This window comes from Pseudomonas siliginis, from assembly GCF_024072275.1.
GTDB classification, from domain to species: domain Bacteria; phylum Pseudomonadota; class Gammaproteobacteria; order Pseudomonadales; family Pseudomonadaceae; genus Aquipseudomonas; species Aquipseudomonas siliginis.
The window spans coordinates 2,341,938-2,368,058 of the sequence record NZ_CP099598.1 but is presented as its reverse complement, the minus strand read 5'-3'; the positions used below and the strand labels follow the sequence as shown (position 1 = coordinate 2,368,058).

Annotated in this window: 24 protein-coding genes; 9 read left to right on the top strand and 15 right to left on the bottom strand. The window is 60.3% G+C overall.

The genetic code is table 11. The annotated features are described in order from the left end of the window. Nucleotides 1-89: 89 nt before the first annotated feature. Nucleotides 90-1,016 (bottom strand): Gfo/Idh/MocA family protein, encoded by a 927-nt coding sequence (locus NF676_RS11045; protein ID WP_252887695.1) that lies wholly within the window; start codon nucleotides 1,014-1,016, stop codon nucleotides 90-92. A 273-nt stretch (nucleotides 1,017-1,289) separates the two neighbouring features. On the opposite strand from NF676_RS11045, the gene NF676_RS11040 reads away from it, so the two are divergent. Further along, nucleotides 1,290-1,895: an SCO family protein gene (locus tag NF676_RS11040; RefSeq protein ID WP_016774221.1), complete on the top strand. Its 606-nt coding sequence runs from the start codon at nucleotides 1,290-1,292 to the stop codon at nucleotides 1,893-1,895. Continuing rightward, complete coding sequence (locus tag NF676_RS11035) at nucleotides 1,895-2,374, top strand: copper chaperone PCu(A)C (protein ID WP_150635681.1); 480 nt, start codon at nucleotides 1,895-1,897, stop codon at nucleotides 2,372-2,374. The genes NF676_RS11040 and NF676_RS11035 overlap by 1 nt, the downstream gene beginning before the upstream one ends. Nucleotides 2,375-2,594: 220 nt before the next feature. Here NF676_RS11035 and NF676_RS11030 read toward each other — a convergent pair whose 3' ends face one another. After that, nucleotides 2,595-3,611 (bottom strand): ABC transporter substrate-binding protein, encoded by a 1,017-nt coding sequence (locus NF676_RS11030; protein ID WP_252887694.1) that lies wholly within the window; start codon nucleotides 3,609-3,611, stop codon nucleotides 2,595-2,597. A 328-nt stretch (nucleotides 3,612-3,939) separates the two neighbouring features. On the opposite strand from NF676_RS11030, the gene NF676_RS11025 reads away from it, so the two are divergent. Further along, nucleotides 3,940-6,150 carry an LTA synthase family protein gene (locus tag NF676_RS11025; protein WP_252887693.1) on the top strand — a complete coding sequence of 737 codons (2,211 nt, stop codon included), beginning with the start codon at nucleotides 3,940-3,942 and terminating at the stop codon, nucleotides 6,148-6,150. Nucleotides 6,151-6,159: 9 nt separating this feature from the next. Here NF676_RS11025 and NF676_RS11020 read toward each other — a convergent pair whose 3' ends face one another. Continuing rightward, nucleotides 6,160-6,588 carry a hypothetical protein gene (locus tag NF676_RS11020; protein WP_252877874.1) on the bottom strand — a complete coding sequence of 143 codons (429 nt, stop codon included), beginning with the start codon at nucleotides 6,586-6,588 and terminating at the stop codon, nucleotides 6,160-6,162. Nucleotides 6,589-6,848: 260 nt separating this feature from the next. Between NF676_RS11020 and katG the strand changes: the two genes are divergently transcribed. Next, nucleotides 6,849-9,125 (top strand): catalase/peroxidase HPI, encoded by a 2,277-nt coding sequence (gene katG / locus NF676_RS11015; RefSeq protein ID WP_252887692.1) that lies wholly within the window; start codon nucleotides 6,849-6,851, stop codon nucleotides 9,123-9,125. 186 nt (nucleotides 9,126-9,311) lie between these two features. On the opposite strand, the gene pepN is transcribed toward katG, so the two are convergent. From pepN to NF676_RS10985, 6 genes are read right to left on the bottom strand one after another with little or no spacing between them, the layout of a single operon-like run. Next, nucleotides 9,312-11,969 carry an aminopeptidase N gene (pepN, locus tag NF676_RS11010; protein ID WP_252887691.1) on the bottom strand — a complete coding sequence of 886 codons (2,658 nt, stop codon included), beginning with the start codon at nucleotides 11,967-11,969 and terminating at the stop codon, nucleotides 9,312-9,314. A 10-nt stretch (nucleotides 11,970-11,979) separates the two neighbouring features. Next, on the bottom strand, nucleotides 11,980-12,810 hold the full coding sequence (locus NF676_RS11005; protein WP_016774216.1) for a DUF2797 domain-containing protein: 831 nt from the start codon (nucleotides 12,808-12,810) through the stop codon (nucleotides 11,980-11,982). Continuing rightward, the gene (locus NF676_RS11000) at nucleotides 12,807-13,067 is read right to left on the bottom strand and encodes a YeaC family protein (RefSeq protein WP_016774215.1); all 261 of its coding nucleotides are present in this window, start codon (nucleotides 13,065-13,067) and stop codon (nucleotides 12,807-12,809) included. Before NF676_RS11000 ends, NF676_RS11005 begins: the two co-directional genes overlap by 4 nt. A 34-nt stretch (nucleotides 13,068-13,101) precedes the next feature. Beyond that, nucleotides 13,102-13,971, bottom strand: a complete 870-nt coding sequence (locus NF676_RS10995) for a rhomboid family intramembrane serine protease (protein WP_236169539.1) — start codon at nucleotides 13,969-13,971, stop codon at nucleotides 13,102-13,104. Continuing rightward, nucleotides 13,968-14,939: a metallophosphoesterase gene (locus NF676_RS10990; protein ID WP_095179579.1), complete on the bottom strand. Its 972-nt coding sequence runs from the start codon at nucleotides 14,937-14,939 to the stop codon at nucleotides 13,968-13,970. Before NF676_RS10990 ends, NF676_RS10995 begins: the two co-directional genes overlap by 4 nt. After that, complete coding sequence (locus NF676_RS10985) at nucleotides 14,939-15,829, bottom strand: NAD(+) kinase (protein WP_041480619.1); 891 nt, start codon at nucleotides 15,827-15,829, stop codon at nucleotides 14,939-14,941. Before NF676_RS10985 ends, NF676_RS10990 begins: the two co-directional genes overlap by 1 nt. Nucleotides 15,830-15,943: 114 nt before the next feature. Between NF676_RS10985 and NF676_RS10980 the strand changes: the two genes are divergently transcribed. Then, nucleotides 15,944-16,894 carry a DUF1853 family protein gene (locus NF676_RS10980; protein WP_252887690.1) on the top strand — a complete coding sequence of 317 codons (951 nt, stop codon included), beginning with the start codon at nucleotides 15,944-15,946 and terminating at the stop codon, nucleotides 16,892-16,894. A 115-nt stretch (nucleotides 16,895-17,009) separates the two neighbouring features. Here NF676_RS10980 and NF676_RS10975 read toward each other — a convergent pair whose 3' ends face one another. Together NF676_RS10975 and NF676_RS10970 are read right to left on the bottom strand one after the other, a co-directional pair. Then, nucleotides 17,010-18,293, bottom strand: coding sequence for an arsenic transporter (locus NF676_RS10975; RefSeq protein ID WP_252887689.1), 1,284 nt, complete (start codon nucleotides 18,291-18,293; stop codon nucleotides 17,010-17,012). 149 nt (nucleotides 18,294-18,442) lie between these two features. Continuing rightward, nucleotides 18,443-19,000 carry an NADPH-dependent FMN reductase gene (locus NF676_RS10970; protein WP_039763234.1) on the bottom strand — a complete coding sequence of 186 codons (558 nt, stop codon included), beginning with the start codon at nucleotides 18,998-19,000 and terminating at the stop codon, nucleotides 18,443-18,445. Nucleotides 19,001-19,183: 183 nt separating this feature from the next. On the opposite strand from NF676_RS10970, the gene NF676_RS10965 reads away from it, so the two are divergent. Beyond that, nucleotides 19,184-19,414 carry a hypothetical protein gene (locus tag NF676_RS10965; RefSeq protein WP_071171849.1) on the top strand — a complete coding sequence of 77 codons (231 nt, stop codon included), beginning with the start codon at nucleotides 19,184-19,186 and terminating at the stop codon, nucleotides 19,412-19,414. 85 nt (nucleotides 19,415-19,499) lie between these two features. Next, on the top strand, nucleotides 19,500-20,393 hold the full coding sequence (locus NF676_RS10960; protein ID WP_252887688.1) for a LysR substrate-binding domain-containing protein: 894 nt from the start codon (nucleotides 19,500-19,502) through the stop codon (nucleotides 20,391-20,393). Here the strand turns inward: NF676_RS10960 and NF676_RS10955 are convergent. From NF676_RS10955 to NF676_RS10940, 4 genes are all read right to left on the bottom strand, one after another. Beyond that, entirely contained in the window at nucleotides 20,359-20,973 is a 615-nt protein-coding gene (locus NF676_RS10955; protein WP_016774208.1) for a GNAT family N-acetyltransferase, read from the bottom strand. The genes NF676_RS10960 and NF676_RS10955 overlap by 35 nt on opposite strands. Nucleotides 20,974-21,281: 308 nt before the next feature. Then, nucleotides 21,282-22,040 (bottom strand): DNA polymerase III subunit epsilon, encoded by a 759-nt coding sequence (gene dnaQ / locus NF676_RS10950; protein WP_041480624.1) that lies wholly within the window; start codon nucleotides 22,038-22,040, stop codon nucleotides 21,282-21,284. Between the two features lie 214 nt (nucleotides 22,041-22,254). Next, nucleotides 22,255-22,725 carry a ribonuclease HI gene (gene rnhA / locus NF676_RS10945; RefSeq protein ID WP_007910572.1) on the bottom strand — a complete coding sequence of 157 codons (471 nt, stop codon included), beginning with the start codon at nucleotides 22,723-22,725 and terminating at the stop codon, nucleotides 22,255-22,257. A gap of 90 nt (nucleotides 22,726-22,815) precedes the next feature. Further along, nucleotides 22,816-23,574, bottom strand: a complete 759-nt coding sequence (locus tag NF676_RS10940) for a class I SAM-dependent methyltransferase (RefSeq protein WP_041480625.1) — start codon at nucleotides 23,572-23,574, stop codon at nucleotides 22,816-22,818. 66 nt (nucleotides 23,575-23,640) lie between these two features. Between NF676_RS10940 and gloB the strand changes: the two genes are divergently transcribed. Together gloB and NF676_RS10930 are read left to right on the top strand one after the other, a co-directional pair. Beyond that, a complete protein-coding gene (gene gloB, locus NF676_RS10935; protein WP_056786790.1) occupies nucleotides 23,641-24,408 on the top strand; it encodes a hydroxyacylglutathione hydrolase in 768 nt (255 codons plus the stop codon). Nucleotides 24,409-24,507: 99 nt separating this feature from the next. Then, nucleotides 24,508-25,971: a transglycosylase SLT domain-containing protein gene (locus NF676_RS10930; protein ID WP_041480626.1), complete on the top strand. Its 1,464-nt coding sequence runs from the start codon at nucleotides 24,508-24,510 to the stop codon at nucleotides 25,969-25,971. Nucleotides 25,972-26,121: the final 150 nt, after the last annotated feature.

The following is a 26,121-nucleotide window of genomic DNA, read 5'->3' as shown; positions in this document are numbered from 1 at the left end:
TATTTGTCTGGCAGCCAGCGTCTCTTGACCTTGCGGTCTGCGCGACGCAGACCTGCTTACGCGCCCTGACGACTCAAGCTGAAATTCACTCAATCGTAAAACGGCTCAACCAACGCCCGACTACCGACAAAGAAACTGTCCGCCACCAGGCGCAACGGTTGCAGATCCAGGTCGCTGGCCTTGTCGCTGATCAATTGCTGGAAGTGGCGGTAGACCGCTGCGTACTCGCCCTCCTCCGACACGCTTTGCTTCACGCCGTCGATGCTTAGCACCGCGCCGCCATTGTCCAGACGCAGGACGCCTTCGACGCAGCGAATTTCGATGCTCCACAGTTCATCGTGGCCATGGTCGAAATCGAACTCGGCACGCACGTCGAGCCGACGCGCATCGGACATTTTGATAGAGGCGGCAATCGGCGACTGGCAGTTGCTCGGCACGCGCAGTTCGGCGGCTTCGACAAACAGCGGCAGCGCCAGCAAGTGGGTGATGATCGACAAAGCGTTGATGCCCGGATCGAACACGCCGAGGCCGCCCGGTTGCCAGATCCATGCCTGACCCGGATGCCACTTGCGTACGTCTTCCTTCCAGTCGATCTGCACGCTTTGCAGGGTGCGGCTGGCCAGCCAGTCGCGGGCGGCGGCGATGCCCGGTGCGTAGCGCGAGTGCCAGGCGAACAAAGCGCTGACGCCTTGGTCGGCGACTTGATCGACCAGGGCCATGGCCTCGCCCAATGTCGCACAGGGCGGTTTTTCCACCAGCACGTGCTTGCCGGCGGCCAACGCCTGTTGCACCAGTGCGAAGCGCCCTTGTGGCGGCGTGCAGAAAGCAATCGCATCGACGGTCGGGCCGTTCTCGAGCAGCTCGCCCAGCGACTGGAAGTTTTCCACCCCGGCGCAAGGTTTGCCTTGGGTAGCGACCGCCACCAACTGGAACGCCGGGTTGGCGAGGATGGCGGGGACGTGTTGATCCTGGGCGATCTTGCCGTAGCCCACCAGGCCGAGACGAATCGGTTGCATTACAGACTCCTGTTGTTGTTTTGGTCTTTGCAGCGCAGCGGCAAGAGTACGTGTTTCTGCGCTCGCCTCCAATCGTCATACTATTTAAATCAAGTTTGGTCGCGGCGAACGCATGGCTTATTCGTCATTTCTTCTTACACCTTTTGTCGTCCGATCCCGCACCGCGCGGCGATCGGCAGCCGGCGATCAGCCTCAGTTTGCTATCATGCGGCGCTTTTACGGTTAACCCCTCGCCAGTCCTGCCGACTGGCGGGCTGCAAAAGGCGGTATTAGATGACGGCTTTGTTGACTCGCCGCAAGGTACTTGCGGGAATGGGCGTGCTCGGGCTCGGCCTGCTCGCCGGTTGCGACACCCGTGGCCAACTGTCGTACAAGTACGGCAAGGATCTGAGCGACAAGATCCTCGGACGCACCTTCAAGCTGAAGAACCCCGAAGGCGAAACCATGTCGCTGTCGAGCTTTCGCGGGATGATGCCGATGATCTTCTTCGGCTTCACCCAGTGCCCGGCCGTTTGCCCCACCACCCTGGCCCGCGCCGCGCAGATCAAGAAACTCATGGGCCGCGACGGCGACCGCCTGCAAGTGGTGTTCATCACCCTTGACCCTGAGCGCGACACGCCGCAGATCCTCGACGCCTACGTCAAAGCCTTCGATCCGAGCTTCGTCGCGCTGTACGGCACACTTGAGGAAACCAAGGCCACCGCCAAGGAATTCGACGTGTTCTACGAGAAAGTCCCCGCCGGCGACACCTACACCATCTCCCATACGTCCACCAGCTACGTCTACGACTCGCGTGGTGAGTTGCGCCTGGGCCTGTCCACTTCGCTGACAGCCCAAGAGTGCACGGAAGATTTGCTTACTGTTATGGAGGTCTGCTGATGCATCCCGTTCTGAATCACCTCAAACGCACCGTATGTGCACTGTCCCTGCTCGGCCTGGCCTTCCAGGTGTCGGCGCAGACCAAAGTCGACGATGCCTGGGTCCGTGCCACCGTGCCGACCCAGTCCGCCAGCGGCGCGTTCATGACCGTCACTGCCGACACCGACAGCAAGCTGCTCAGCGTTGCCTCGCCAGTGGCCAAGGACGTTCAGATTCATGAAATGAGCATGAAGAACGATGTGATGACCATGGGCCCGGTGAAGTCCGTTGAGCTGCCTGCCGGCAAAGCCGTGAGCTTCGACCCGAACGGCTACCACGTCATGCTGATGGGCCTGAGCGGTCAGTTGAAGGAAGGCGACAGCGTGCCGCTGACACTGACCGTAGAAAACGCCGAGGGCGAGGAAGAAACCATCGAAGTCAAAGCACCGGTTCGCGCGCTGACCAACATGGGCGGCCACGATCACAGCAAGATGCATTGATCGCTGACGGAAAGACTGTTCGCCTGACAGAAAAACGGGGCGGCCTGATCGATGATCGGGCCGCCCCGTTTTTTATTGGCCGGAAGAAGGCTTACGCCGCTAAACCTGTGGGAGCGAGCCTGCTCGCGAAGGCGTCAGGTCAGTCAACTCGTCTGTGGCTGAAACTCCGCTTTCGCGAGCAAGCTCACTCCTACAGTAGTTCCGAGTGATGCCCAATCCCTCAACTCCCCGCACCACCATGCGCCTCTTCAAAGAAGTAATCCTTCCAGCTCGCCGCCTTGTTTTTCAACACACCCAGTTCCTGCAATTTTTCGGCATAGATAAACGTGCGTTGCGGCACGACGGTGAAGTCGATTTCCGGGTCTTTGACGATTTGCTCGACCAGGGCCAGCGGCAGTTTCGATTGTTCTACGCGGATGTAGGCCTGGGCAGCGGCGGGTTTGTCGGCCTTGATGATTTTCTCGGCTTCAGCCAGTGCGTCGTAGAACGCCTTGTAGGTTTTCGGGTTTTCGTCGTGAAATTTTTCTGTGGTGTAGAGCACGTTGAACGTCGCCGGGCCGCCGAGGATGTCGTAGGAGCTCAGCACTTTATGCACGTTGGGGTTTTGCAGAGCCTGGTACTGAAACGGTGGGCTGGAGAAATGCGAATTGATTTCCGAGCCGCCGGCGATCAGCGCGGCGGTGGCGTCCGGGTGCGGCAGGCTGACTGAGATGTTGTCGAATTTCTTGAACTGGTCGTCACCGAATTGCCTGGCGGTTTCTATCTGCAGGGTGCGCGACTGAAAACCCACGCCTGCGGCTGGCACGGCGATGCGGTCCTTGTCGCTGAAGTCCTTGAGGGTTTTGATGTTCGGGTTGTTGGTCAGCAGGTAATTGGGCATCGAGCCCAGCGCGGCGATGGCTTTGACGTTCTGCTTGCCCTTGGTGCGGTCCCACACTGTGAGCATCGGCGGCACGCCGGCCGAGACCACATCCAGCGCTCCGGTCAGCAGCGCCTCGTTCATCGCCGTGGCGCCGGAAATGCTGTTCCAGTCGACCTTGATGTCCAGACCCTGAGCCTTGCCGTGCTTCTCGATCAGTTGTTGATCGCGCACGACATCGAGGATTAGATAACCAATGCCGAATTGCTGGGCGATGCTGATCTTGCCCTCGGCTTGGGCGCCGCTACTGAACAGCGCACCCGCTGCCAGAGTAGCGGCCAACAGAGTCAGCGCAGAACGTTTGAACGGTGTGGCCATGACAACCTCGCAGCATGGGGGTGGGCTGAAAGGCCTGACTTTATAGCTATAAAAAATAGAAATTAAATACCCTTATCGCATATCGATAGCACTGAGCGATTTGACGTCTGCTGCTGGAATTCAGGAGCAGTGGATGAACCTACAACAGTCTGAAACAAAAAACTGCCCTCGGGAAAAATGGCACTGCGCCCCACAACCCACGCCCGCTATGGGCACGCGCCGTTTCGGGGATCGCCGGCCGCAGGTTTTTAAAAGCCGATCAGCCTTCCTGCCCTTGGTATCATCACCCACACTTTTTTGACCCTTTGATGACAAGCAGGCCTTTTTTGTGAGCGCTCTTTTCAACTGGCTGCGGCGGCCGAATGCCCGCCTTCTTTCTCTAATCGTTTTGGTAATGATCGTGCCGGTGTGCCTGCGTGCAGCGTTGGGCTGGTCGACACCGCTGGGCTTTTTGTCGGATCTGGCCGTCGGCAGTCTGCTGGTAGTAGCACTGCATCGTCGCGCAGGGTGGCTGGCCTTGCCGGTGCTGGTGTTCTGGGCGCTGCTGGCGGTCGCCACGGCAGAATTAGTCAGCGCCGTGGGTCGTCTGCCGACGCCTTCGGATATTCACTATCTGATCGACCCGCAGTTCGTCGAGAACTCCACTGGCGGCGGACTTGCGCACCCTGCCCTGGCCATTGCTTTGCTGGGTGCGTTGGTTTTCTGGCTGCTGGCCCAATTTATAGGGCGCGGTCTGGCTCGGCCGGCATTGCCGCGCGCGGCCTGGGCAGCGCCGATCGTTTTGTTCGCCGCGCACTGGGGCGCGCTAAACCTGTGGCCGAATGACGGCGACGCCTGGCGTCTGTACAACCTGCCGCATCAATTGCTCGCCAGCGAAGTGGCCGACTTGCAGATCCAGGCCGAGGAGTGGCTGGACGGCGACGTCGAAGAACCGACACCGGCGATGGCCGGGCTCACCGACGTCGACCTCAATGGCCAGAAGCTGCTGGCCGCGCCGGGTCAGGCGCGCAATGTGTTGATCATTGCCCTGGAAGGCATTCCCGGCGCCTACATCCGCGCCAACCGCGAGGCGATCGGCAGTCATTATCAGGAAGACCTGATGCCCAACCTCAGCCGCTGGGCCGAGCGCGGCATGAACACTCCGGATTACGTGCTGCACACCCATCAGACCATTCGCGGTCTGTACGCCATGCTGTGCGGTGACTACGACAAGCTCAACAACGGCACGCCCAAAGGCGTGGAAATGCTCACCCTCAACGAGCGCAATCAGGCCTGCCTGCCGGCGCAGCTGCGCGAACACGGCTTCAGCACTCATTACTTGCAGGGCGCCGGCCTGCGCTTCATGGCCAAAGACAAGATCATGCCGCACATCGGTTTCGATGCGACCCACGGCCTGGAATGGTTCAGCAACAGCAACTATCTGGAGTTCCCGTGGGGCAAGGATGACAGGGCATTTTTCGAAGGTGCGCTGGATTACGTCGGCCAGTTGAAAAAGCAAAAGCAGCCGTGGATGTTGACTCTGCTGACGGTCGGCACCCATCAGCCCTACTCCGCACCGGAGGATTATCTGCAGCGTTATGAGACGCCCAAGCAGGCTGCCGTCGGTTATCTCGACGATGCGCTGGATCAGTTTCTTTCAGGGCTGGAGCGCCAGGGCGTTCTCAAGGACACACTGGTGGTGATCACCTCGGATGAATCCCATGGCATCGACGGCGTGCGGCTGGCCTCCTCGTGGGGTTTCAACCTGACGCTGGCACCGGAGCAGGCGCAACTGCCGCGTCTGAATGCCGGGGTTTATGGTCACGTCGATCTGAGCACCTCGATCCTCGACTATTTCGACCTGCCGGTGCCGACCGCGCTGAGCGGGCGGTCGCTGTTTCGCGACTACGATTCAGGGCGCGAAATCATGTCGTTCACCAACGGCAAACTGCGTTACCACAACGGTCAGGGCATCTTCTCCGAATGCGACCTGCCGCGCCGCTGCCGCTATTACCAAAGCACCGGTTTCATCGCCGAAAGTGCCACATACAAAGGCACCTACAGCGGCCACCCGGCCCGGCAGATCGCCGCGCGCGCCGATGCGCTGGACCTGTCCTTGCTGCGCACACCGCTCAATCATCGCTACCAGTTCGGCAGCAACAACATCATCCCTCTGCAAGCGCAGATCAAGGATGACTGGGCCGACAACCTGATCGGCGCGCAATACCTGGAAATGCCCAAAGGCTCGCACACCCGCGTGCGCCTGACCGTGCGCTCGGTCGATCCGCAGCAGGCGGCGTACATTCAGCTCAAGGCCAAGGAATTTGAACAGGACGTGCAACTGGGCCTGCCAGCAGAAATGGTCGCCACGGCGGATCAGCCGCTGGAGATGGATTTCAGCTTTGAAAACCCGCAGCCGCGCAAAGCCTTCTCGTTTCATTTGCTGGGCTATGGCAATGGCGCGGTTGAAGTATCGGACTTCAGCGTGATCACTGAACTGCCTGGGCAGGATGACATTCTTGATGACGTGCCCGAGGACGACACCGCGCAATCGAGTTGACGTCTTTATTTATAAAGGCTGCACTCGCCTGTCACTTTGCTTCGGGGTAACGAGTGTAAGATCGAAATTGCCTGTCACTTTCCCGGCTTGTCCCAGATCCAGAGCAAAAGTGCCTGTTACGGTTTTGCGAAAATTGGCAAAGGTGACGATGAGTTCACCCTCAATAATAGGTTGGTCAAAATGATTGATCACAACCTTCCAATACCGTCCCATGGTTGGAAAAATCACTGTGTGAGGACCATCGCCCTCCAACGCATTCGGCACAGACAAATCGACCGTGTTTATAAAATCTTCAGTTCCGATGATGATAAATTCCTTCTCGGTCTCTGCATAAACACATAACTTGCTCTCCAGAAATTTATCGTCATCGAGAAACGCGACGAAGCTACCGGTAGCATTTCGTTTGTTCATAAGGTCACTTGTTTTGTCCTGAGACATGTCGATATTCCCTTGAGGTAAAGGTGACGTTGCGTTGACTCCAACGTATTGGGATTGCGTGGTATCAACCACTGTCAAAGCTGACAGTTTTTAAGATCGCTTCGAAATAACGCTGCTTTTTCTTCACGATATCGAGGTAGCAAGAGAGCCTGCCTATCGCCTGCCAAGACTGCGGCTATTAGCCGACTTGCCAACTCGGGTCTAGCCTTACCAGTCCGAAGTCGGCACGAGCCGGCCGCAGACCTGATAGGGATCCGAACATGGCAAACGAATCGAAATGCCCGTTCAACCACGCCGCCGGCGGCGGTACGACGAACCGTGACTGGTGGCCGAATCAACTCAATCTGAAAATCCTCAGCCAGCATTCCCCCAAGTCCGATCCGCTGGGCCAGGACTTCGACTACGCCAAAGCCTTCAAAAGCCTCGATTTTCAGGCGCTGAAACAAGACATCAGAGCGCTGATGACTGACTCCCAGGACTGGTGGCCGGCCGACTTTGGCCACTACGGCCCGCTGTTCGTGCGTATGGCCTGGCACAGCGCCGGGACCTATCGCACCGCCGACGGCCGTGGCGGCGCCGGCTCCGGTCAGCAACGCTTCGCCCCGCTCAACAGCTGGCCGGACAACGTCAGCCTCGACAAGGCCCGCCGCCTGCTGTGGCCGATAAAGCAGAAATACGGCCGCAACATTTCCTGGGCCGACCTGATCGTGCTCACCGGCAACGTCGCGCTGGAATCCATGGGCTTCAAGACCTTCGGTTTTTCCGGGGGCCGCGCCGATGTCTGGGAACCGGATGAAGATGTTTACTGGGGCTCGGAAACCGAGTGGCTGGGCGGCGACAACCGTTACGGCAAGAGCAATGGCCCGGTGCAAGAGCCCGGTGACGGCACGCTGGTGGCTGAGCCCGATTTGCATGGCCGTGAAGAAAGCCGCACCGATCAGGGCGAACGCAATCTGGAAAATCCCCTCGCCGCCGTGCAGATGGGCCTGATCTACGTCAACCCTGAAGGCCCGGAAGGCAACCCGGATCCGGTGGCCTCGGCCAAGGACATTCGCGAAACCTTCGGCCGCATGGCCATGAACGACGAAGAAACCGTGGCGCTGATCGCCGGCGGCCACGCGTTCGGCAAGACCCATGGCGCCGGCCCGGCTGACAATGTCGGCCCAGAGCCGGAAGCGGCTGGCCTTGAGCAACAGGGTCTGGGCTGGAAAAACGCCTTCGGCACCGGTAAAGGCGCCGACACCATTACCAGTGGTCTGGAAGTGACCTGGACCACCACACCAACGCAGTGGAGCAACAACTATCTGGAAAACCTGTTCGGCTTCGAGTGGGAGCTGACCAAAAGCCCGGCGGGCGCCAATCAGTGGCAACCGAAAAACGGCGCGGGTGCAGGCACCGTTCCCCACGCTCACGATCCGAACAAGAAGCTCTCGCCGACCATGCTCACCTCCGACCTGGCGTTGCGCTTCGATCCTGCTTATGAACAGATCTCGCGGCGTTTCCTGGCCAATCCCGATCAGCTCGCCGACGCATTCGCCCGCGCCTGGTACAAGTTGATCCATCGTGACATGGGTCCGCTCTCTCGCTACCTCGGCCCGGAAATGCCACAAGAGGAATTGCTCTGGCAAGACCCGCTGCCCGACGTGACGCACCCGCTGATTGACGACAGCGACGCTGCGGCGCTGAAAAACAAGGTGCTGGCTTCAGGGTTGTCAGTGTCGCAACTGGTCTCGACCGCGTGGGCGGCGGCGTCGACGTTTCGCGGCTCGGACAAACGCGGCGGCGCCAATGGCGGGCGCTTGCGTCTGGCCCCGCAGAAGTTCTGGCACGCCAACCAGCCCGAACAACTGGACAAAGTGCTGAGCACGCTGGAAAGCATTCAGAACGAGTTCAACGGTTCTGCTGCCAATGGCAAGAAGATCTCGTTGGCGGACCTGATCGTCCTGGCCGGTAATGCCGGGGTGGAAAAAGCCGCGCAGAACGCCGGGCATTCGGTGTCGGTGCCGTTTTCACCGGGCCGCGTCGATGCTTCGCAGGAGCAGACCGATGTCGAATCGTTCGGCTTCCTCGAACCGATCGCCGATGGCTTCCGCAATTACAGCAAAGGCAAATACACGGTTGCGGCAGAAACCCTGCTGATCGACAAGGCGCAGTTGCTGACTCTCACGGCACCAGAAATGACCGTGCTACTGGGTGGTTTGCGGGTATTGAACACCAATGTCGGCCAGACGCGGCATGGCGTGTTCACCGATAAAACCGAAACGCTGAGCAATGACTTCTTCACCCACCTGCTGGACATGGGCGTGGAGTGGACCCCAACGTCACGGGATGCCGATGAGTTTGAAGGCCGTGACCGCAAGACCGGGGCGCCAAAGTGGACGGCGACGCGGGTGGATCTGGTGTTCGGCTCCAATGCGCAATTGCGCGCATTGGCCGAGGTCTATGCCAGTTCCGACGCGAAGGCGCAGTTCGTCAACGATTTCGTCAAGGCCTGGACGAAGGTGATGAATCTGGATCGGTTTGATCTGCGTAAATAGCTGTTTGTTGTGCCAATAAAAATGCCGCTCGTTGAGCGGCATTTTTTTGTTGATCGTTCCCACGCGCAGCAAAGGAATGCAGCAAGGGACGCTCTGCGTCCCAAAGCCGATGCAGAGCGTGGAGAGAGGCATTCCCACGCAGAACATGGGAACGATCAATTAAACGCCCCAAACATTTAATCGGCGTTACGCCAGGCTTTTGCTCACCACTTCATACACATCACTGGACAGCGACCCGGACGCCAGAATTCGCTCCAGCTCAGCCTTCATCAACGCCTGACGCGCGCTGTCGTATTTGCGCCAGCGGGTCAGCGGGGCCAGTTGGCGCGAGGCGATCTGCGGGTTGAAGCCGTTCAGTTCGATCACCAGATCGGCAAGGAAGCGATAACCGGAACCGTCCGCCGCGTGGAAGTTGATCAGGTTCTGCCCGGCGAACGCGCCGATCAGTGCCCGCACCTTGTTCGGGTTCTTGATGTTGAACGCCGGGTGCTGCATCAACGCCTTGACGCGCGCCAAACCGCCCGGCAAGGTGCTGCCGGCCTGCACGCTGAACCACTGGTCCATGACCAGCGGATTGTCCTTGAAGTGCTCGGCGAAGCTGGCCAAAGCCAGGGCCTTCTGCTCTTCGAAAGGCGAGTTGACCAGCACCGCCAGCGCGGTCAGGCGCTCGGTCATGTTGTCGGCAGCCTCGAATTGCTCCAGCGCCGCTGCCAGCACTTCCGGCTTGCCGCTGAGCATCAGGTACGACAGGGCGATATTCTGCAAGGCGCGACGGGCGAAGTGCTCGGCCTCAGCCACGTATGGAGTCTTTTTCGACAGATCGCGGTTGGCCTGATAACGCAGCCACAGCGCTTCGAACAAGCCTTCGGCGAGTTGCTTGCGGGCAAATTCGCGCGCGACATGAATCGCCTCGACGTCGGCCACTTCGCTGATCTCGGTGAGATAAGCCTCACCCGGCAGCGAGAGCATTTCGGCAACCATCGCCTGATCCAGCGACTCGTCGGACAGCACCGTGCGCAGCGCCGACACCAGACGCGGATCGAGCTTCAGGCTCTCGCCTTTCTGATGCTGGCCGATCAACTCTTGAAGCACTTGCACCGACAATTGCTGACCGGCATCCCAGCGATTGAAACCGTCGCTGTCGTGCTGCATCAGGAACATCAGTTGATCGCGGTTGTACGGGAAGCTCAGTTTCACCGGCGCCGAGAAGCCACGCAGCAGCGATGGCAGCGGCTGTTCGTTGATGTCGACGAAGGTGAAGGTCTGCTCGGCTTCGGTCACCGAAATCACCCGAGTGGTGCCTTGTGCCGAGGCTTCACCAGCCAGACGCAGGGCGATTTCGTTGCCCTGGCTATCAAGCAGCCCGAGCTCGACCGGAATCACGAACGGCAGTTTTTCTACCTTGTCCGGGGTCGGCGGGCAGCTCTGGCGGAAGGTCAGGCTGTAGGTTTTCGCCGCAGCGTCGTAGGACTCGCTGACGGCCAGACGCGGTGTGCCGGCCTGGCTGTACCAGCGTTTGAACTGGCTGAGATCAACGCCATTGGCATCTTCCATGGCCTTGACGAAGTCGTCGCAGGTCACGGCCTGACCGTCGTGGCGTTCGAAATACAGATCGCTGCCCTTACGGAAGCCTTCGGCGCCCAGCAGGGTGTGGATCATGCCGACCACTTCCGAACCCTTTTCGTACACGGTCAGGGTGTAGAAGTTGGAAATCTCGATGAAGCTGTCCGGACGCACGGCGTGGGCCATCGGCCCGGCATCTTCGGCGAACTGGTGAGTACGCAGGTACGCCACGTCCTGAATGCGCTTGACCGTCGCCGAGTTCATGTCCGAGGAGAAACCGGCATCGCGGAACACCGTGAAGCCTTCCTTGAGCGACAACTGGAACCAGTCGCGGCAGGTCACGCGGTTGCCCGACCAGTTGTGGAAATATTCGTGGGCGACGATCGCCTCGACCCGCTGATGCGCGGCGTCGGTGGCAGTTTCGGCGCGGGCCAGCACGGCGCTGGAGTTGAAGATGTTGAGGCCCTTGTTCTCCATCGCGCCCATGTTGAAATCGTTGACCGCGACGATCATGAAGATGTCCAGATCGTACTCGCGACCGTACACCTCTTCGTCCCAGCGCATGGATTTCTTCAGGCTGTTCATCGCGTGCTGGCACTTGTCGATGTTTTCCGGCTCGACATAAATGCGCAGCGCGACGTTGCGCTGGCTCATGGTTGTGAAAGTGTCTTCGACGCACCACAGATCACCGGCGACCAGCGCAAACAGGTACGCCGGTTTCTTGAACGGATCTTCCCAGGTCGCCCAGTGCCGGCCGTCTTCGCCGGGGCCGGAAGCGATCGGGTTACCGTTGGAGAGCAGCACCGGGTAGCTGTGCTGTTCGGCCACGACGGTGGTGGTGAACTTGCTCATCACGTCCGGGCGATCGAGGTAATAGGTGATCTTGCGAAAGCCTTCGGCCTCGCACTGGGTGCAGAACATCGTGCCGGACTTGTACAGGCCTTCCAGCGCGGTATTGGTTTCCGGATGGATGCGCACGCTGGTGTCGAGGGTGAAGGTTTCACTGGTCGGTTGCAGGGTCAGGTGGCTGTCGGAGACTTGATAGTCAGCGGCGCTCAGCTCCTGATCCGCCAGCGTTACCGACAGCAGCTCCAGTTGCTGGCCGTCGAGCACCAGCGGCGGCAGGCCGGCGCCGCGTTCCGGGTTGCGGCGCATCACCAGTTGCGCGTGAACCAGGCTGTGGTCCTCGAACAACTCGAAGGTCAGGTGCGTTTCGTCGATCAGGTACTCGGGCGCCTGATAGTCCTTGAGATAGATCATCTTCGGTTGTTCGGTGCGCATGCTGGAATCCTTATTGATGCACGGCGAGCTGGTACGCCGTGTATTTACGAATGTTGATCACGCCGGTGTCGAAGATCAGGTACTGGCCCTTGATCCCCAGCAGCGTGCCTTCGGCAATCGGGTTCTTGTCCAGGTTGAAGCTGACGATTTTCGCCGGGTATTGCTCGACGGGATAGCGGATTTCCAGCGGTTCGACATCGGCAATCGTCTGAATCGCCTGTAGGCCGAATCGCTCCTGCAACCCTTGCAGGCCTTCGGCGCAGCTTTCGAACAACTGATCGCGCACCTGCGCCAGATCCACCGCCGCCGCATCACCTTTGAGCAGCGCGCGCCAATTGGTCTTGTCCGCCACCTGGCTGCGGAACAGGTCCTCGACAAACCCCGATTGCTGGCGTGTCGATACACGCATGATTGGCAAGGCTTGACTCGCACCCTGGTCGAGCCAGCGGGTCGGCAACTGCGTAGCACGGGTGATGCCAACCTTGATCCCCGACGAGTTGGCCAAATAAACCACATGATCGGTCATGCAGAACTGCTGGCCCCACACCGGATCGCGGCAGGTGCCGGCGTCGAAGTGGCAACGCTCCGGACTCATGATGCACAGGTCGCACTGCGCCAGTTTGGTCATGCACGGGTAGCAATAACCCTGACTGAAACTGGTTTTGGTCTTGCGCCCGCAATGGGTGCAGTGGATTGCCCCCAAAAATTCCAGACGCAGCGTGCTGCCGATCAACGGATTGACCGGCACCTCGACGTCATCCAGACGAAACGCGTACTGCACGTTCGACCCGTCCAGACGCGCCGACATTTTGCTGATTGCACCGCGGCCAATCTCGATCAATGGATGGCATCCGACTTGAACAGGATATTCGGCACTTCGATCGACTTCGACGCACACTCTTGCGGGCCCATGTAGCCAGTGCGCTGGTCTTCCGGCAGGTTCTGGATTTCCCAGGCAATCATCGCCTGCAACGACAGCTCGCGCTGTTCGGCAGTGAGTTTGTTGCCGTCGGACCATTTGCCGATTTCCACGGCCAGCTTCAGGCTTTCGTAGATGTCCGGGGTGATGTTGTTGATCATGTCGTTGAAAGAGGACATCAGGGTCTCCGTGCTCTTTGCTGAAACAAAAATGTTAGACGGCCAGTTTACGGCGGTTATACAAACCGCCCAACAAACCGGTAAAGCATCCGATGAGTAACCCGCTCAGGTGCGCGGCGTTGGCGATCTGGCCGAAACCTATCAGCGAGATCAGCCCGGACATGCACACCACCAGCCACACCAGCATCATCACCAGCACGCCGCGCGGCAAACGATAGGCCGGGTTCGGCGCCAGCAACTGGAAGATCCAGCAATGCCCGAGCAAGCCGTAAAGCACACCAGACAGACCGCCGAACAGGCTCGGGCCGCTCCAGACGAACTGGGCGTAGTTGGACACCAGACTGAACAACAGCGTCAGGCCGATCAGGTTGATGCTGCCCTGGCGCGACTCGATGCGCCGCCCCAGCTCCCAGTACCACATGCCGTTCATGGCCAGATGGAGGATGCCGAAGTGGATCAGCATCGGCGTCACCAGCCGCCACCACTGCCCCGCCGCGAGGCTGTCGGCCAGCGGCGTGAAGTGGATGTACTCACCGATCACGCGGAAATCGAGGAAGGTCAGCCAGCGCAGCGTTTCCAGGTTTTCGCCGAGGAAGGTCAGACCGCCGACGATCAGGCTCAACAGCAGAATGAACCCGGTGGCTTTGGCGTGTTTCAGCTGTTCGGCGAAACTCGGGCGCTTGAAGGTCTGGCCCATGGGTACGTCCAGTTGCTGATCCGGGTCGCCGGCCGGGAAGCGCTCGTACAAGGAACGCACGTCCTCGCTGATTTCCTCTGGCGCCCACAGCACCTGTTCGCCCGCCTCTTCGCTGACGCGATGGGGCACTTGCATGCGTTGCAGCAGTTTGACAAAACCGCTCAGATCCACCGCCAACGGCAGGCGCAATACCGCTACCGCACTCATTGCAGCACCTCCGGCCGCTCGACATCGACCCAGACGAATTTTTGCGGATCCAGGCGCGTTTCCTGGTCCAGACGATAGGCCACCAGTTTGCCGTAGAGCACGGCGCTGTAATCCAGGCACGCGAGGTTCGGGCGGATCGGCGCCGGTTTGCCGCTGCGCCAGTAGTGGCCGACGAACAGCAACGGCTCGTCGACGCCGTAGCGCAGCAGGGAATTCTTTTCAGTGGACGTCAGCGGCGTCTGCGCGACAGGTTCGGGCAGTGCGTCGGGCTGGAACACGATGTCGCCATAGGTTTTCGGGTCGTCCTCCCAGAACTTGGTGCGGAAGAACGAACGCACCAGACCGTCGCCACTGGTCATGGTCAGGCCGCCCGGCAGACGCATGTCGGTACCGCGCAGCAAGCGGTCGAACACAGTGCAGGCGAAGCTGCCTGGCACCGCCGAGGCCTGGAGGAAATGCTCATCGACGCAGCCATTGGGGAACAGCGCCCGCAGCGGCTCGATCAGCCCGGCATCCCAGCATGCATGGACGACGCGAAACCGCCCGGCATCGACGAACAGCGGCAGCTCGTAGAACCACTGCTGGAAGTCATGCCAGTCACCGGGATGGTCCTCGAATTGGCTCAGGGTTTCCTGCAACAGCCGCGCATGGCGCTTGGTGTGTTCGCGCACGAACTGCTTGCCGCTGCCCGGTGGCGCCGGGGTGACCCAGCCGAGCGCATTGAATTCATGGTTGCCCATGATGCACAGCGCCTGCCCCGCCTCGACCATGTCGTGGACGATGTGCAGCGCCTCGCGAATGCGCGGGCCGCGGTCGATGATGTCGCCAACGAACACCGCCATGCGTGAAGGATGCCGCCAAACCCCGCCCTGCTTGTGATAACCGAGACGGTCCAGCAAGTGTTCGAGGGTCATGGCGCATCCGTGCACGTCACCGATCAGGTCGTAACTGCGCGCGGGATCGAGCATCAGTCGCCTCCGCCCCCCAGCTTGCTGCCCCAGCCAAGCTTGGTGCGGCACACCTCGTAGTAATTGTGATCGAGCGGATGAATCAGGCGCAGCTTTTGCGCTTTCTTGCTCACGGTAATGGTGTCGCCCGGTGCGCAGGTGAAGTGGTTCTGGCCGTCGCAGGACACCTGCGGGTAGATCTGCATATCTTTGGACACGACGATTTTCAGCTCACTGTTGCCATCGACCACGATCGGCCGTCCCGACAAGGTATGGGGGTACATCGGCACAATCACAATAGCGTCGAGCTTGGGATGCATGATCGGCCCGCCGGCAGACAACGCGTAGGCAGTGGAGCCGGTGGGCGTGGCGACGATCAGGCCGTCGGCCTTCTGGCTGCAGACGAACTGGCCGTCGATGTACAGCTCGAATTCGATCATCCGCGTCGATTTGCCCGGGTGCAGCACCACATCGTTGAGCGCATCGCCCTGGCCGATGGCCTCGCCATGGCGACGCACTTCGGCTTGCAGCAGGAAACGGTTTTCTACCAGATAGTGGCCGTCGAGCACTTCGGCGACCTTGATTTCCAGCTCGTCGGGGCGAATATCGGTGAGGAAGCCAAGGCTCCCGCGGTTGATGCCCAGCACCGGAATATTGTGCCTGGCCAGCGCCCGCGCGGCGCCGAGCAGGCTGCCGTCGCCGCCGACGACGATGACCATGTCACAAACTTCGCCGAGCATCTTGCGCGACGAGGTTTGCAGGCCATGGCCGGGCAGGACTTCAGCGATGGTGTCTTCGAGGATCACATGCAGGTGACGGTCGAGCAGAAAGCGTTTCAGTCGGCGGACGGTATCCAGCACCTGGGAACTGCCCAGGCGACCGATGATGCCGATATTACGAAATTGCTCCATGGGACCTCTGCGGACAATCGAAAACGCGAAAACCCGATTATGGGCGAAAGCGCCAGATAGACAAAATCCTTTCAGCCTCAAGGGTGCACTCAGGTTTAAGGCTATGCTCGCAAGATGATCCTGTTCCCCGACTTGTTGCAATTGCCCCATCGATTACGCCATCCCGAAGTGCGGGACCTGGCGTGGGTGATCCTCGCGCCGCCGATGCTCGCCGCCACGCCGTGGCCCCAGCGCCATCCGCTTGCCGGCAGCGACTGGGTAAACGACCCGCAGCGCCTCGAATATTGGCTGCACCAGCTCGACCGCGACAGTTACGGCCTGCTGCAATGGCTGTCGCAGGCGCGCACCCGGCGTCTGGGTCTGTATTACGAGCGTCTTTGGCAGTTCGCCGTCTCGCATGCGCCGGGCATAGAATTGATCGCCGCCAACCTGCCGATTCGCCGCGCCGGGCACACCCTCGGCGAACTCGACATGCTGCTGCGTGACCGCGACGGCGTGCATCATCTGGAACTGGCGATCAAGCTCTACCTTGGCCCGCAGGATGGCGATGGCCGCGATCCCGCGCAGTGGCTGGGGCCGGGTTGTCATGACCGGCTGGATCGCAAACTGGCACATCTGGCCGAGCATCAATTGCCGATCTCGGCGCGCCCGGAAAGCCGCGAGGTGCTCGCGGCGCTGGATATCGAAACCTTCAGCGCGCAGTTGTGGCTGGGCGGTTATCTGCTGTATCCGTGGCCGGGGCAGGCCGACTCACCGAACGGCGCGCATCCACAACATCTGCGTGGCAGTTGGCTGCATCAGAAGGACTGGCCGGCGTTTGTCGCGCAGCGCCCGCCGGGCCGCTGGCAACCCCTGCCCCGCCATGCGTGGCTGGCGCCGGCGCATTACCCGGCGGATCAGGTCTGGACAGATGAGCACCTGCGTTTGTGGCTGGAAGACCTGCCAGCACTGGCCCCGGCGCAGTTGATGGTACGCCTGACCGAGAATGCCCAGGGCGAATGGGAAGAGGCGGAGCGGTTGTTTCTGGTGGCGGATCTTTGGCCGAATGTCCCCGGCCAAACCTGAGATTTGTAGTGTCCGACCCAATTCGCGAGCAGGCTCGCTCCCACAGAGAATGCATTTCAAATGTGGAATGCGATCCCTGTGGGAGCGAGCCTGCTCGCGAAAAGAGCAACTCGGTCTATAGGGATAACCGCACCGCCAATGCCGCCAACGTCACCAGCAACACCGGCACCGTCAGCACAACCCCGACACGGAAGTAATAGCCCCAGCCAATATGGATGCCTTTGCGCTCCAGCACGTGCAGCCACAGCAAGGTCGCCAGACTGCCGATAGGGGTGATTTTCGGCCCCAGGTCGCTGCCGATCACGTTGGCGTAGATCATCGCTTCCTTGATCACCCCGCTGGCCTGACTGGCGTCGATCGACAGCAAGCCGATCAAGACCGTCGGCAAGTTGTTCATGATCGACGACAGCAGCGCCGTCAGCACCCCGGTGCCCATGGCTGCGCCCCACACGCCGTGGCCGGCGAATACGTCCAGCCACCCGGCGAGGTAAGTGGTGAGTCCGGCATTGCGCAGGCCGTACACCACCAGGTACATGCCCAACGAGAAAATCACGATTTGCCACGGCGCTTCTTTCATCACTTTGCGCGTGGAGATTTTGTGGCCGCGCGCGGCGATACCCAGCAGCAGCGCGGCGCACACCGCCGAAATTGCGCTGATCGGAATGCCCAGCGGTTCGAGGGCAAAGCAGCCGATCAACAGGATCACCAGCACCGCCCAACCGGCATAGAAAGTCGCTTTGTCGTGGATCGCGGTGTGCGGGTTTTCCAGTTGTTCCGGATCGTAAGCCGCCGGGATGTCGCGACGGAAAAACCACAGCAACATGCCCAGCGTCGCCGCCACGCTGACGAAGTTCACCGGCACCATGACCGCTGCATAACGGTTGAAGCCGATATTGAAGAAGTCCGCAGAAACAATGTTGACCAGGTTCGACACCACCAGCGGCAGGCTCGCCGTATCGGCGATAAACCCGGCGCCCATGACGAAGGCCAGCGTCGCCGCTGGCGAAAAGCGCAGCGCCAACAGCATTGAAATCACGATCGGCGTGAGAATCAGCGCCGCACCGTCATTGGCGAACAGCGCCGAGACCAGCGCGCCGAGCAGCACCATGAAGGCAAACAATTTGCGCCCACTGCCCCGCCCCCAACGCGCCACGTGCAGCGCCGCCCAATTGAAAAAGCCAGCCTCGTCGAGCAACAGGCTGATGATGATCAGCGCGACGAAGGTGCCGGTGGCGTTCCAGATGATCTGCCAGACCAGCGGGATGTCCGTGAGGTGAACGACGCCAAAAATCAACGCCAGCACGGCGCCCAACGTTGCACTCCAGCCGACGCCGAGCCCCTTGGGTTGCCAGATAACGAGGGTGATGGTCAGCAGGAAAATCAGTGACGCAGCGAGCATTCGCAGAAGCCTTCAAATAGCGAAACGGGTGAAAATCGAACAAATGTGGGAGCGAGCCTGCTCGCGAAAGCGGTGTGTCAGACGTGAAATTGTTATCTGACAGTCCGCCTTCGCGAGCAGGCTCGCTCCCACAGTGAGTTTCGGTAAGTTTATTTCTTGTGTTGCTCGACGAACTGGCCGTACGCATCGATGAATTTCTGCAGGAACGGTTTCACCGAGTCGCTCAGTTTGCCCGCTTCGTCGAACGCGTTACCGGCGCCGCCCAGGTAGGCTTCCGGCTGTTGCAGGCAATGGATATCAAGGAAAACAAAGGTCTGGCGCAGGTGCTGGTTGGCGCCGAAGCCGCCGATGGCGCCTGGCGATACGCTGATCACCGCGCCGGGTTTGCCGCTCCAAGCGCTCTGGCCATAAGGACGGGAACCGACGTCGATGGCGTTCTTCAACGGTGCCGGGATCGAGCGGTTGTACTCGGGGGTGACAAACAGCACCGCGTCGGATGACGCCACTTTCTGACGGAAAGTGCTGTAGGCTGCCGGCGGAGAATCGCCGTCGATGTCTTCGTTGTACAGCGGCAGTTCACCGATTTCGACAATCTCGAGCTTGAGATTAGCCGGTGCCAGTTCGGCGAGGGCCAGTGCGACTTTGCGATTGATCGATGCCTTGCGCAGGCTACCGACCACTACAGCGACGTTGTAGACATTGCTCATGGATGACTCTCGATGGTCCGTGGGAAGAGTCGCTAGTTATAGATGATCCAGTGACATTTTCACCAGTAGTCATTGGTTTTTCCTGCGCGAGGAATATTTTTTTCCCGTAGGAAAACTTACCGAGCTTGCTGACGGTCTACAAAGCCGCAAATCAAGCGTTTTATCTCCAGAGGTTCTAAGCAGATGGCAGCAGTACTCGTCGGTCAGTTTCATGCAAGAGATGCGGAAGGCCGCGTTTATTCCGTGCATGAATTCCAGGAATCGAACCCGTCTGCAGACGGATCCACTGGCTCGGAGCCCATTTACAAACTCGCCATTGGCGATCGGGTCAACAAGGTCAGTGACAGCGAGTTTCTCCTGGTTCAATCAGGCATTACCCTGATCCGCGAACCTGAGCCAACCGTCGCTCAATAACCTAGCGTTATGAGCAGAAGTCATGCGAGCGGACTTGGGGTAGGATTCAGCGTCTGACCCCACCTGCTGAACATGGACTTCACGCATGCGATTACGCCACATCGAAGTGATTCAGGCGCTCTTGCAGACCGGTCACCTGGGCACCGCCGCCGAATGGCTGCAACTGCCGGTGACCGAGGTCGAAGAGCGTTTGCGCGAAGCCGAGAGTCAGTTGGGGTTCATGCTGTTCGCCAGCGTTCGCGGTCGCCTGCAATCGACCCCCGAAGCGCGCGCCTTGCAAGTGGAAATCGCACACGTTTATGAGGCGCTTGAGCCGGTGCAGCGTCTGGCCAGCAGCCTCAAGCAGTACCTCGCCCCGCCCTTGCGCATCATCGGCACCCCGCCGCTGGCCCAACAATTACTGCCACAAAGCCTTGGGACCCTGCGTCGACGCCTGCCCGACGCACCGTGCAGCCTGCTCAGCGCGCCGACTCGCGACATCGTCCGCAGCCTGTTATTGCGCGAAAGCGATCTGGGCCTGAGCCTGCACGATCCCGAACACCCCGATATCCACTGCCAGCCGCTGGCCCAGGGCAAGCTGCAATTGCTCGCTCCGCACGGCTGGCTGCAGCCGAAACAGAAATACATTTCCCTAGTGGATCTGGCCGGTCAGGCCATGGTCGGTCTCGAAGGTCAGGATCCGCTGAGCCCGGCGCTGGAAAACAAACTTCAGGCCCTGCGCCCGGCGCCAAGCATTCAGACCCGCGTGCAGACCCATCAGATGATGCGCAGCATGGTCGAGGCCGGCGAAGGTCTGGCCATCGTCGATCCGTTCACCGCTCTGGGCGCCCGCGCCGGTGGCCTGGACGTCTGCCCATTGTCACCGGCGGTGCCGATCAGCCTCTACGCCCTGACCTTCAAACATGCCGCGCCGTCGGCGGCGATTCAGACCTTGCTGGCGATCGTCACGGAACAAGCCGAGGCGATGTTGTCGAGCTGAGTGGTTTTTCCAGCGGATTATCGAACAGGCGATACCAGAACAACGCGACTTCAGCGGTATGCGGATCGATGCCGCGATAGCGTAACTGGTCGATGCCGCCGATCACATAACCGCAACGCTCATACAGACGACAGGCGCCGAGATTGTTGTTCTGGGTTTCGAGCATGATGCCCGGCAGCTTCTTCTTGCGACTCCAGAACTGCGCGACATCGAGCAACGCCTTGGCCACACCGTGGCGGCGGGCCGGGGCGTGCACCGCCAGTTCATCGATGTGGGCAAAGCCGTTCCAGTTGGTGCTGATCACCAGGTGACCGACCGGCTCGTCGTCCAGGTACGCCATGAAAATCGCACTGTCGGGCGCGTTGTGAAAGGCGCTGAATTCTTCGGGATCGATGCCGTAGCACTTGCGGTACGGCACGATTGGCGTCACCGGCCACTGCTCGACCGGCTTGCCGATCACGGCAGCGCCGTAGGCAGCGACCTCGAAACTGAAGTCGCTGCCCCAGATATACGGCGCAAAACCTTCGTCGGCTACACGCACCGACAACCCTGGGTATTTCGGATTCATGACCGGTTGCATACTGGGAAAAGTCCTCATTCCTTGACGCAGCCGACGGTGTCGACCTTACCGTCGCGATGGATGATTGCCAGCGCAAATTTCAACTCTTTGTACATGAGGCTCAGTGTCCTGAGGCGGCAGATTTGCACCTGACCAGTGCACTCAGGGTAGAGGGTTGCGACGAATGTGGCGAGGGTGGCAACTTGGCTTCATGTCGCCAAATGCAAAAAATCGCTGCCTTCCTGGTCCCCACTATGGAATGCATTCCCCGTAGGAGCTGCCGAAGGCTGCGATCTTTTGATCTTCTGATCTTTTGATTTTTCGATCTTTCAGACCTGCGCATCAGCCTCGGCAATCTGCGTCCACAACGCCGGCGCTCCCGCCGATTTGGCGATGATTTCCAGCCGCACCAGATGCGCCGCCAGTTCTTCTTCGGTCGCCCGGATGATGCGTGCTGGCTGGCGATCGACCGGCAGGCGGCGGATTTCGGTAGCCGAGTTGTCGGCGCCCTCGCCCGTGCCATTGCCGTCAGACGCGTTGCCAGCCAGCGACAGGCTGGTCTGGCCGCCGGTCATGGTCAGGTAGACGTCGGCGAGAATCTCCGAGTCGAGCAAGGCGCCGTGCAGTTCACGGCCGGAGTTGTCGACGCCGTAACGTTTGCACAACGCGTCGAGGCTGTTGCGCTGCCCCGGGTGACGTTCCCGGGCCATCATCAGGGTATCGAGGATGGTGCAATGCTGGGTGATATCGGCGCGATCGTGCTGGCCCATCAAGGCAAATTCGTTGTTGATGAAGCCAACGTCGAACGCCGCGTTGTGGATGATCAGCTGCGCGCCCTGGATGAACTCGAAGAACTCATCGGCAACTTCGGCAAAGCGCGGCTTGCCGACGAGGAATTCGTTGGTGATGCCGTGCACACCGATCGCGCCTTCGTCGCTCTCGCGATCCGGTTGCAGATAAACGTGAAAGTGCCGGCCCGTCAGGCGCCGACCGATCAGTTCGACGCAACCGATTTCAATGATCCGGTGACCATCGGTCACCGGCATGCCGGTGGTTTCGGTATCGAGTACAACGGATCTGGTGGCCATCAGTGCTCAGCTCTCAACGGGTCAATCATGCAAAAGCGCGGATGTTAACACGCTCGGCGGGGTGTTTCAGTCGGACCGTGGCGCAGACCGTGGCGGGTCCTTCGCGAGCAGGCTCGCTCCCACATTGAATGCATTCCAATTCAAGGCCTGGAATACATTTCCCTGTGGGAGCGAGCCTGCTCGCGAATGGCAGCGCCACGGTTTATAAGCGAAATCAGCTCTGCTTGTAACCACGCACTTCGTCAACGCCACGATTGGCCAGTTGGTCAGCCCGCTCGTTACCGTGATGGCCAATGTGCCCGCGCACCCATTTCCAGGTGACTTTGTGGCGGTTGACCTGCTCGTCCAGCTCTTTCCACAGGTCGGCATTCTTTACCGGCTCTTTCGCAGCCGTTTTCCAGCCGCGCTTCTTCCAGTTGGCCATCCACTCGTTGATGCCTTTCATCACGTATTGCGAGTCGGTGACCAGCAGCACTTCGCAGGGGCGCTTGAGCGCTTCCAGGCCACGAATCGCGCCGAGCAGCTCCATGCGATTGTTGGTGGTGTTGGCCTCGCCGCCCCACAGTTCCTTTTCGACGCCCTTGCACACCAGCAGCGCGCCCCAGCCGCCGGGGCCGGGGTTGCCCTTGCAGGCGCCGTCGGTGAACAGTTCTACGGTGTCGACGCTTTCCACGCTTTCGCTCATGCCAGTCTTTCCAGAAAAATGCCTGTCCTGCCAATCACGGATCGACAATGACCGCGACCGGGACAAGCCCGGCCACAAATAAAAGAAGATTTACGGTTCGATGCGGCGGCGGTTGACCTTGGCCATCGGCAGCGGAATCAGCTTGCCCATCGGCTCGCGGCGTTCCTGGCGCAACGGCCTGAGCCCCACCACGATCTTGCGCGCCACCAGCAGATAGAAGCCGCCGCCGGACAATTGCCAGTCACCGGCCTTGCGTTCCCAGCCGGCCAGACGGTTCTGCCACTTGGGTGATGCGAGCGGCGGACGATAGCACCCGAAGCGGCGTTTCTCCAGCGCGAAGCCCAGCAGATTGAGCCAGTCGGCGACCCGCGACGGCGAGATGCAGCGCGCCTTGCGCAGGGCATCATTGGCGAAGAAATGCCGCAGCCCCCAAGTGCTCCAGGGGTTGATGCCGATGATCAGCAGATGCCCGCCGGGGCGCACGCTGCTCGCTGCTTCACGCAGCAAACCGTGGGGCGACAGGCAGAAATCCAGGCCATGCTGCATCACCACCACGTCGGCAGCGTGCTCGCTCAACGGCCAGGCCTGCTCTTCGCAAACGATCTCGACACCGGGCAACGGCGCGCCAAGACGCACGTTGCGCTGCACTTGCGGCGCGGCCGGCGGGGTTTCGGCGGACGGCCCGTAATGCACCAGATAACCGCCGAAGAAGCGGCCGAGCTCGTCATCGAGCATGCGCCGCTCTTCATCCAGCAGAAATTGCCCGAGCGGCCCCGACAGCCATTCGCGGGCGGCGCTGATCAATGCCAGCCAGTCGGGATCGGCCTGAGCGAACGCTTTATCGGTCATGTCATTCTCCAACGCGCCAGGAACTACTAAGATGCGCCAATGTTTTCTGCTTGGCGAATTCCGACGATGATACAGATCAGTGCCCTGCCCGCGTTCACCGACAACTACATCTGGTTGTTACAGGATCATCAGACCCAGCGCTGCGCGGTGGTCGATCCGGGCGACGCCACCCCGGTGCAGGCGTGGCTTGACGCGCATCCGGGCTGGGTGCTCAGCGATATTCTGATCACTCACCATCACCATGACCATGTCGGCGGCGTCGAGCGCCTGAAAGCCGCGACCGGCGCCAAGGTCTACGGCCCGGCCAGCGAAAGCATCCCGGCGCGCGACGTAGCGCTCAAGGACAACGACAGCGTCAGCGTGCTCGGCTGGGACTTCGACGTCTATGCGGTGCCCGGTCACACCCTGGGGCACATCGCCTATTACCACCATGGCCTGCTGTTCTGCGGCGACACCCTGTTCGCCGCCGGTTGCGGCCGGTTGTTCGAAGGCACACCCGAGCAGATGTACCGCTCGCTCAGCCGTCTTGCGGCCCTGCCGGAAGATACGCTGGTCTACTGCACCCATGAATACACCTTGAGCAATCTGAAATTTGCCGCCGCCGTCGAGCCGGGCAACCCGGAAGTCGCCGCCCGTCTGGAAAAGGTCACGCAGCAACGGCAGAACGGCGTGATGACGTTGCCGTCGACTCTGGCTCTGGAAAAGCTTACCAATCCGTTTTTACGCACTTCTGAAACATTGGTTACACAAAAAGTGGACGAACGGGAAGGCGCTCAAAACCGGGCGCCGAGCGAGGTATTTGCGGCTCTGCGGGCATGGAAAGACAAGTTCTGACAAGCGCGCCGGCCGGGACAAAAATTCTCAATGGTTGACCGCAGGGGGTGCGCTTTCTAGAATCGCCCGACATTTTTGCCCGGAACTTACTTCCAGCCAATGTCGTCATCCATACGTAAGTCCGTCAATTCAGATGCTTTGACCCGCCTGGCGCAAGCCATCGCGGTGGCTGTGTCCGCCACGCTGGCGGGTTGCTCCAGCCACGCTCCGCAGACTGAAGCGACGCATACGCCGAACATTGCTGCGCGAGCCAAGCAGAAGCCGATCTGGCTGACCGAGAAGCCCACTCCCGTGGCGCCCCAGGACATCTGGGAACGCATGCGTCAGGGCTTCCAGTTGCAGGAAGGCCTTGGCGTCAATCCGCGCATCGAGCAACAACGCCTGTGGTTCGCCAGTAACCCCTCCTTCCTCGAGAATGCCGGTGAACGCGGCAGCCTCTACATTCATTACATTGTCGAACGCCTCGAAGAGCGCAACATGCCGCTGGAACTGGCCCTGCTGCCGGTGATCGAGAGCGCGTACAACCCGATGGCCTATTCCCGCGCCGATGCGGTGGGCCTGTGGCAGTTCATTCCGTCCACCGGGCGTTATTTCAACCTGCGCCAGACGCGTTTTTATGATGGTCGTCGCGACATTACCGCCTCGACCACGGCCGCGATGGATTACCTGACCCGCCTGCACGACATGTTCAACGGCGACTGGCTGCTGGCGCTGGCAGCCTACAACGCTGGTGAAGGCACCGTAAGCCGGGCGATCGAGCGCAACGAAAAACTCGGCCTGCCCACCGACTACTGGAACCTGCCACTGCCGGCGGAAACCCAGGCCTATGTGCCGAAGTTGCTGGCACTGTCGCAAGTGGTACTGGCGCCTGAAGCCTACGGCGTCAACCTCAACCCGATCGCCAACGAACCGTACTTCCAGGTCGTCGAAATCAACCAGCGCATGGACCTGTCCAAGGTCGCTGCGGTGGCGAACATCGATGAAGACGAACTGTTCCAGCTCAACCCCGCGTTCAAACAGCGCACCACCATCGACGGTCCGCAGCACTTGCTGGTGCCGACGTCCAAGGCGCAACTGCTGACCGCCAGTCTGCAGACCATGCGCCCGGACGAACTGATCAGCCCGCGCTCGCTGAAACCGGTGTTCGAAGGCGCCGATCCGTCGGAAGTGGCGCAGCTCAAACGTGCTTATCGGGTCAAGCGTGGCGACAACCTCGGCTCCATCGCCAAGGCCAACAAGGTCGAAGTCAAGGATCTGCAGCGCTGGAACAAGCTGACCGGCAAGAATCTCAAGGTCGGCCAGACCCTGGTCATGCAGGACAACACCAAGCGTGCCCCGGCGCGCAAGTCCGGCCGGGTCAACACCGTGGTCGCGGCGAATACCAAGACCAAAGGCAAGGACGAGAGCAAGCAGCAGACCCAGTACAAGGTCAAGCGCGGCGACACCCTGTATGTGGTGGCCAAGCGGTTCAACGTCGAGATGCAACATCTCAAGCGTTGGAACCCGGGTGCGGGCAAGGCGTTGAAGCCGGGGCAGATGCTTACGGTTTATCAGCCGCACTGATTGAAGAGCCCCTGATATTTCAGGGGCTTTTTTTGGATGAAGTTTTTGTGGTGTGCTTTAGATCCATCCCCCTCACCCCAGCCCTCTCCCCCAGGGGGGAGAGGGGGAAAGGGAGCCGATCGGGGGCTTTTCAGAAACTGACTTCGACTC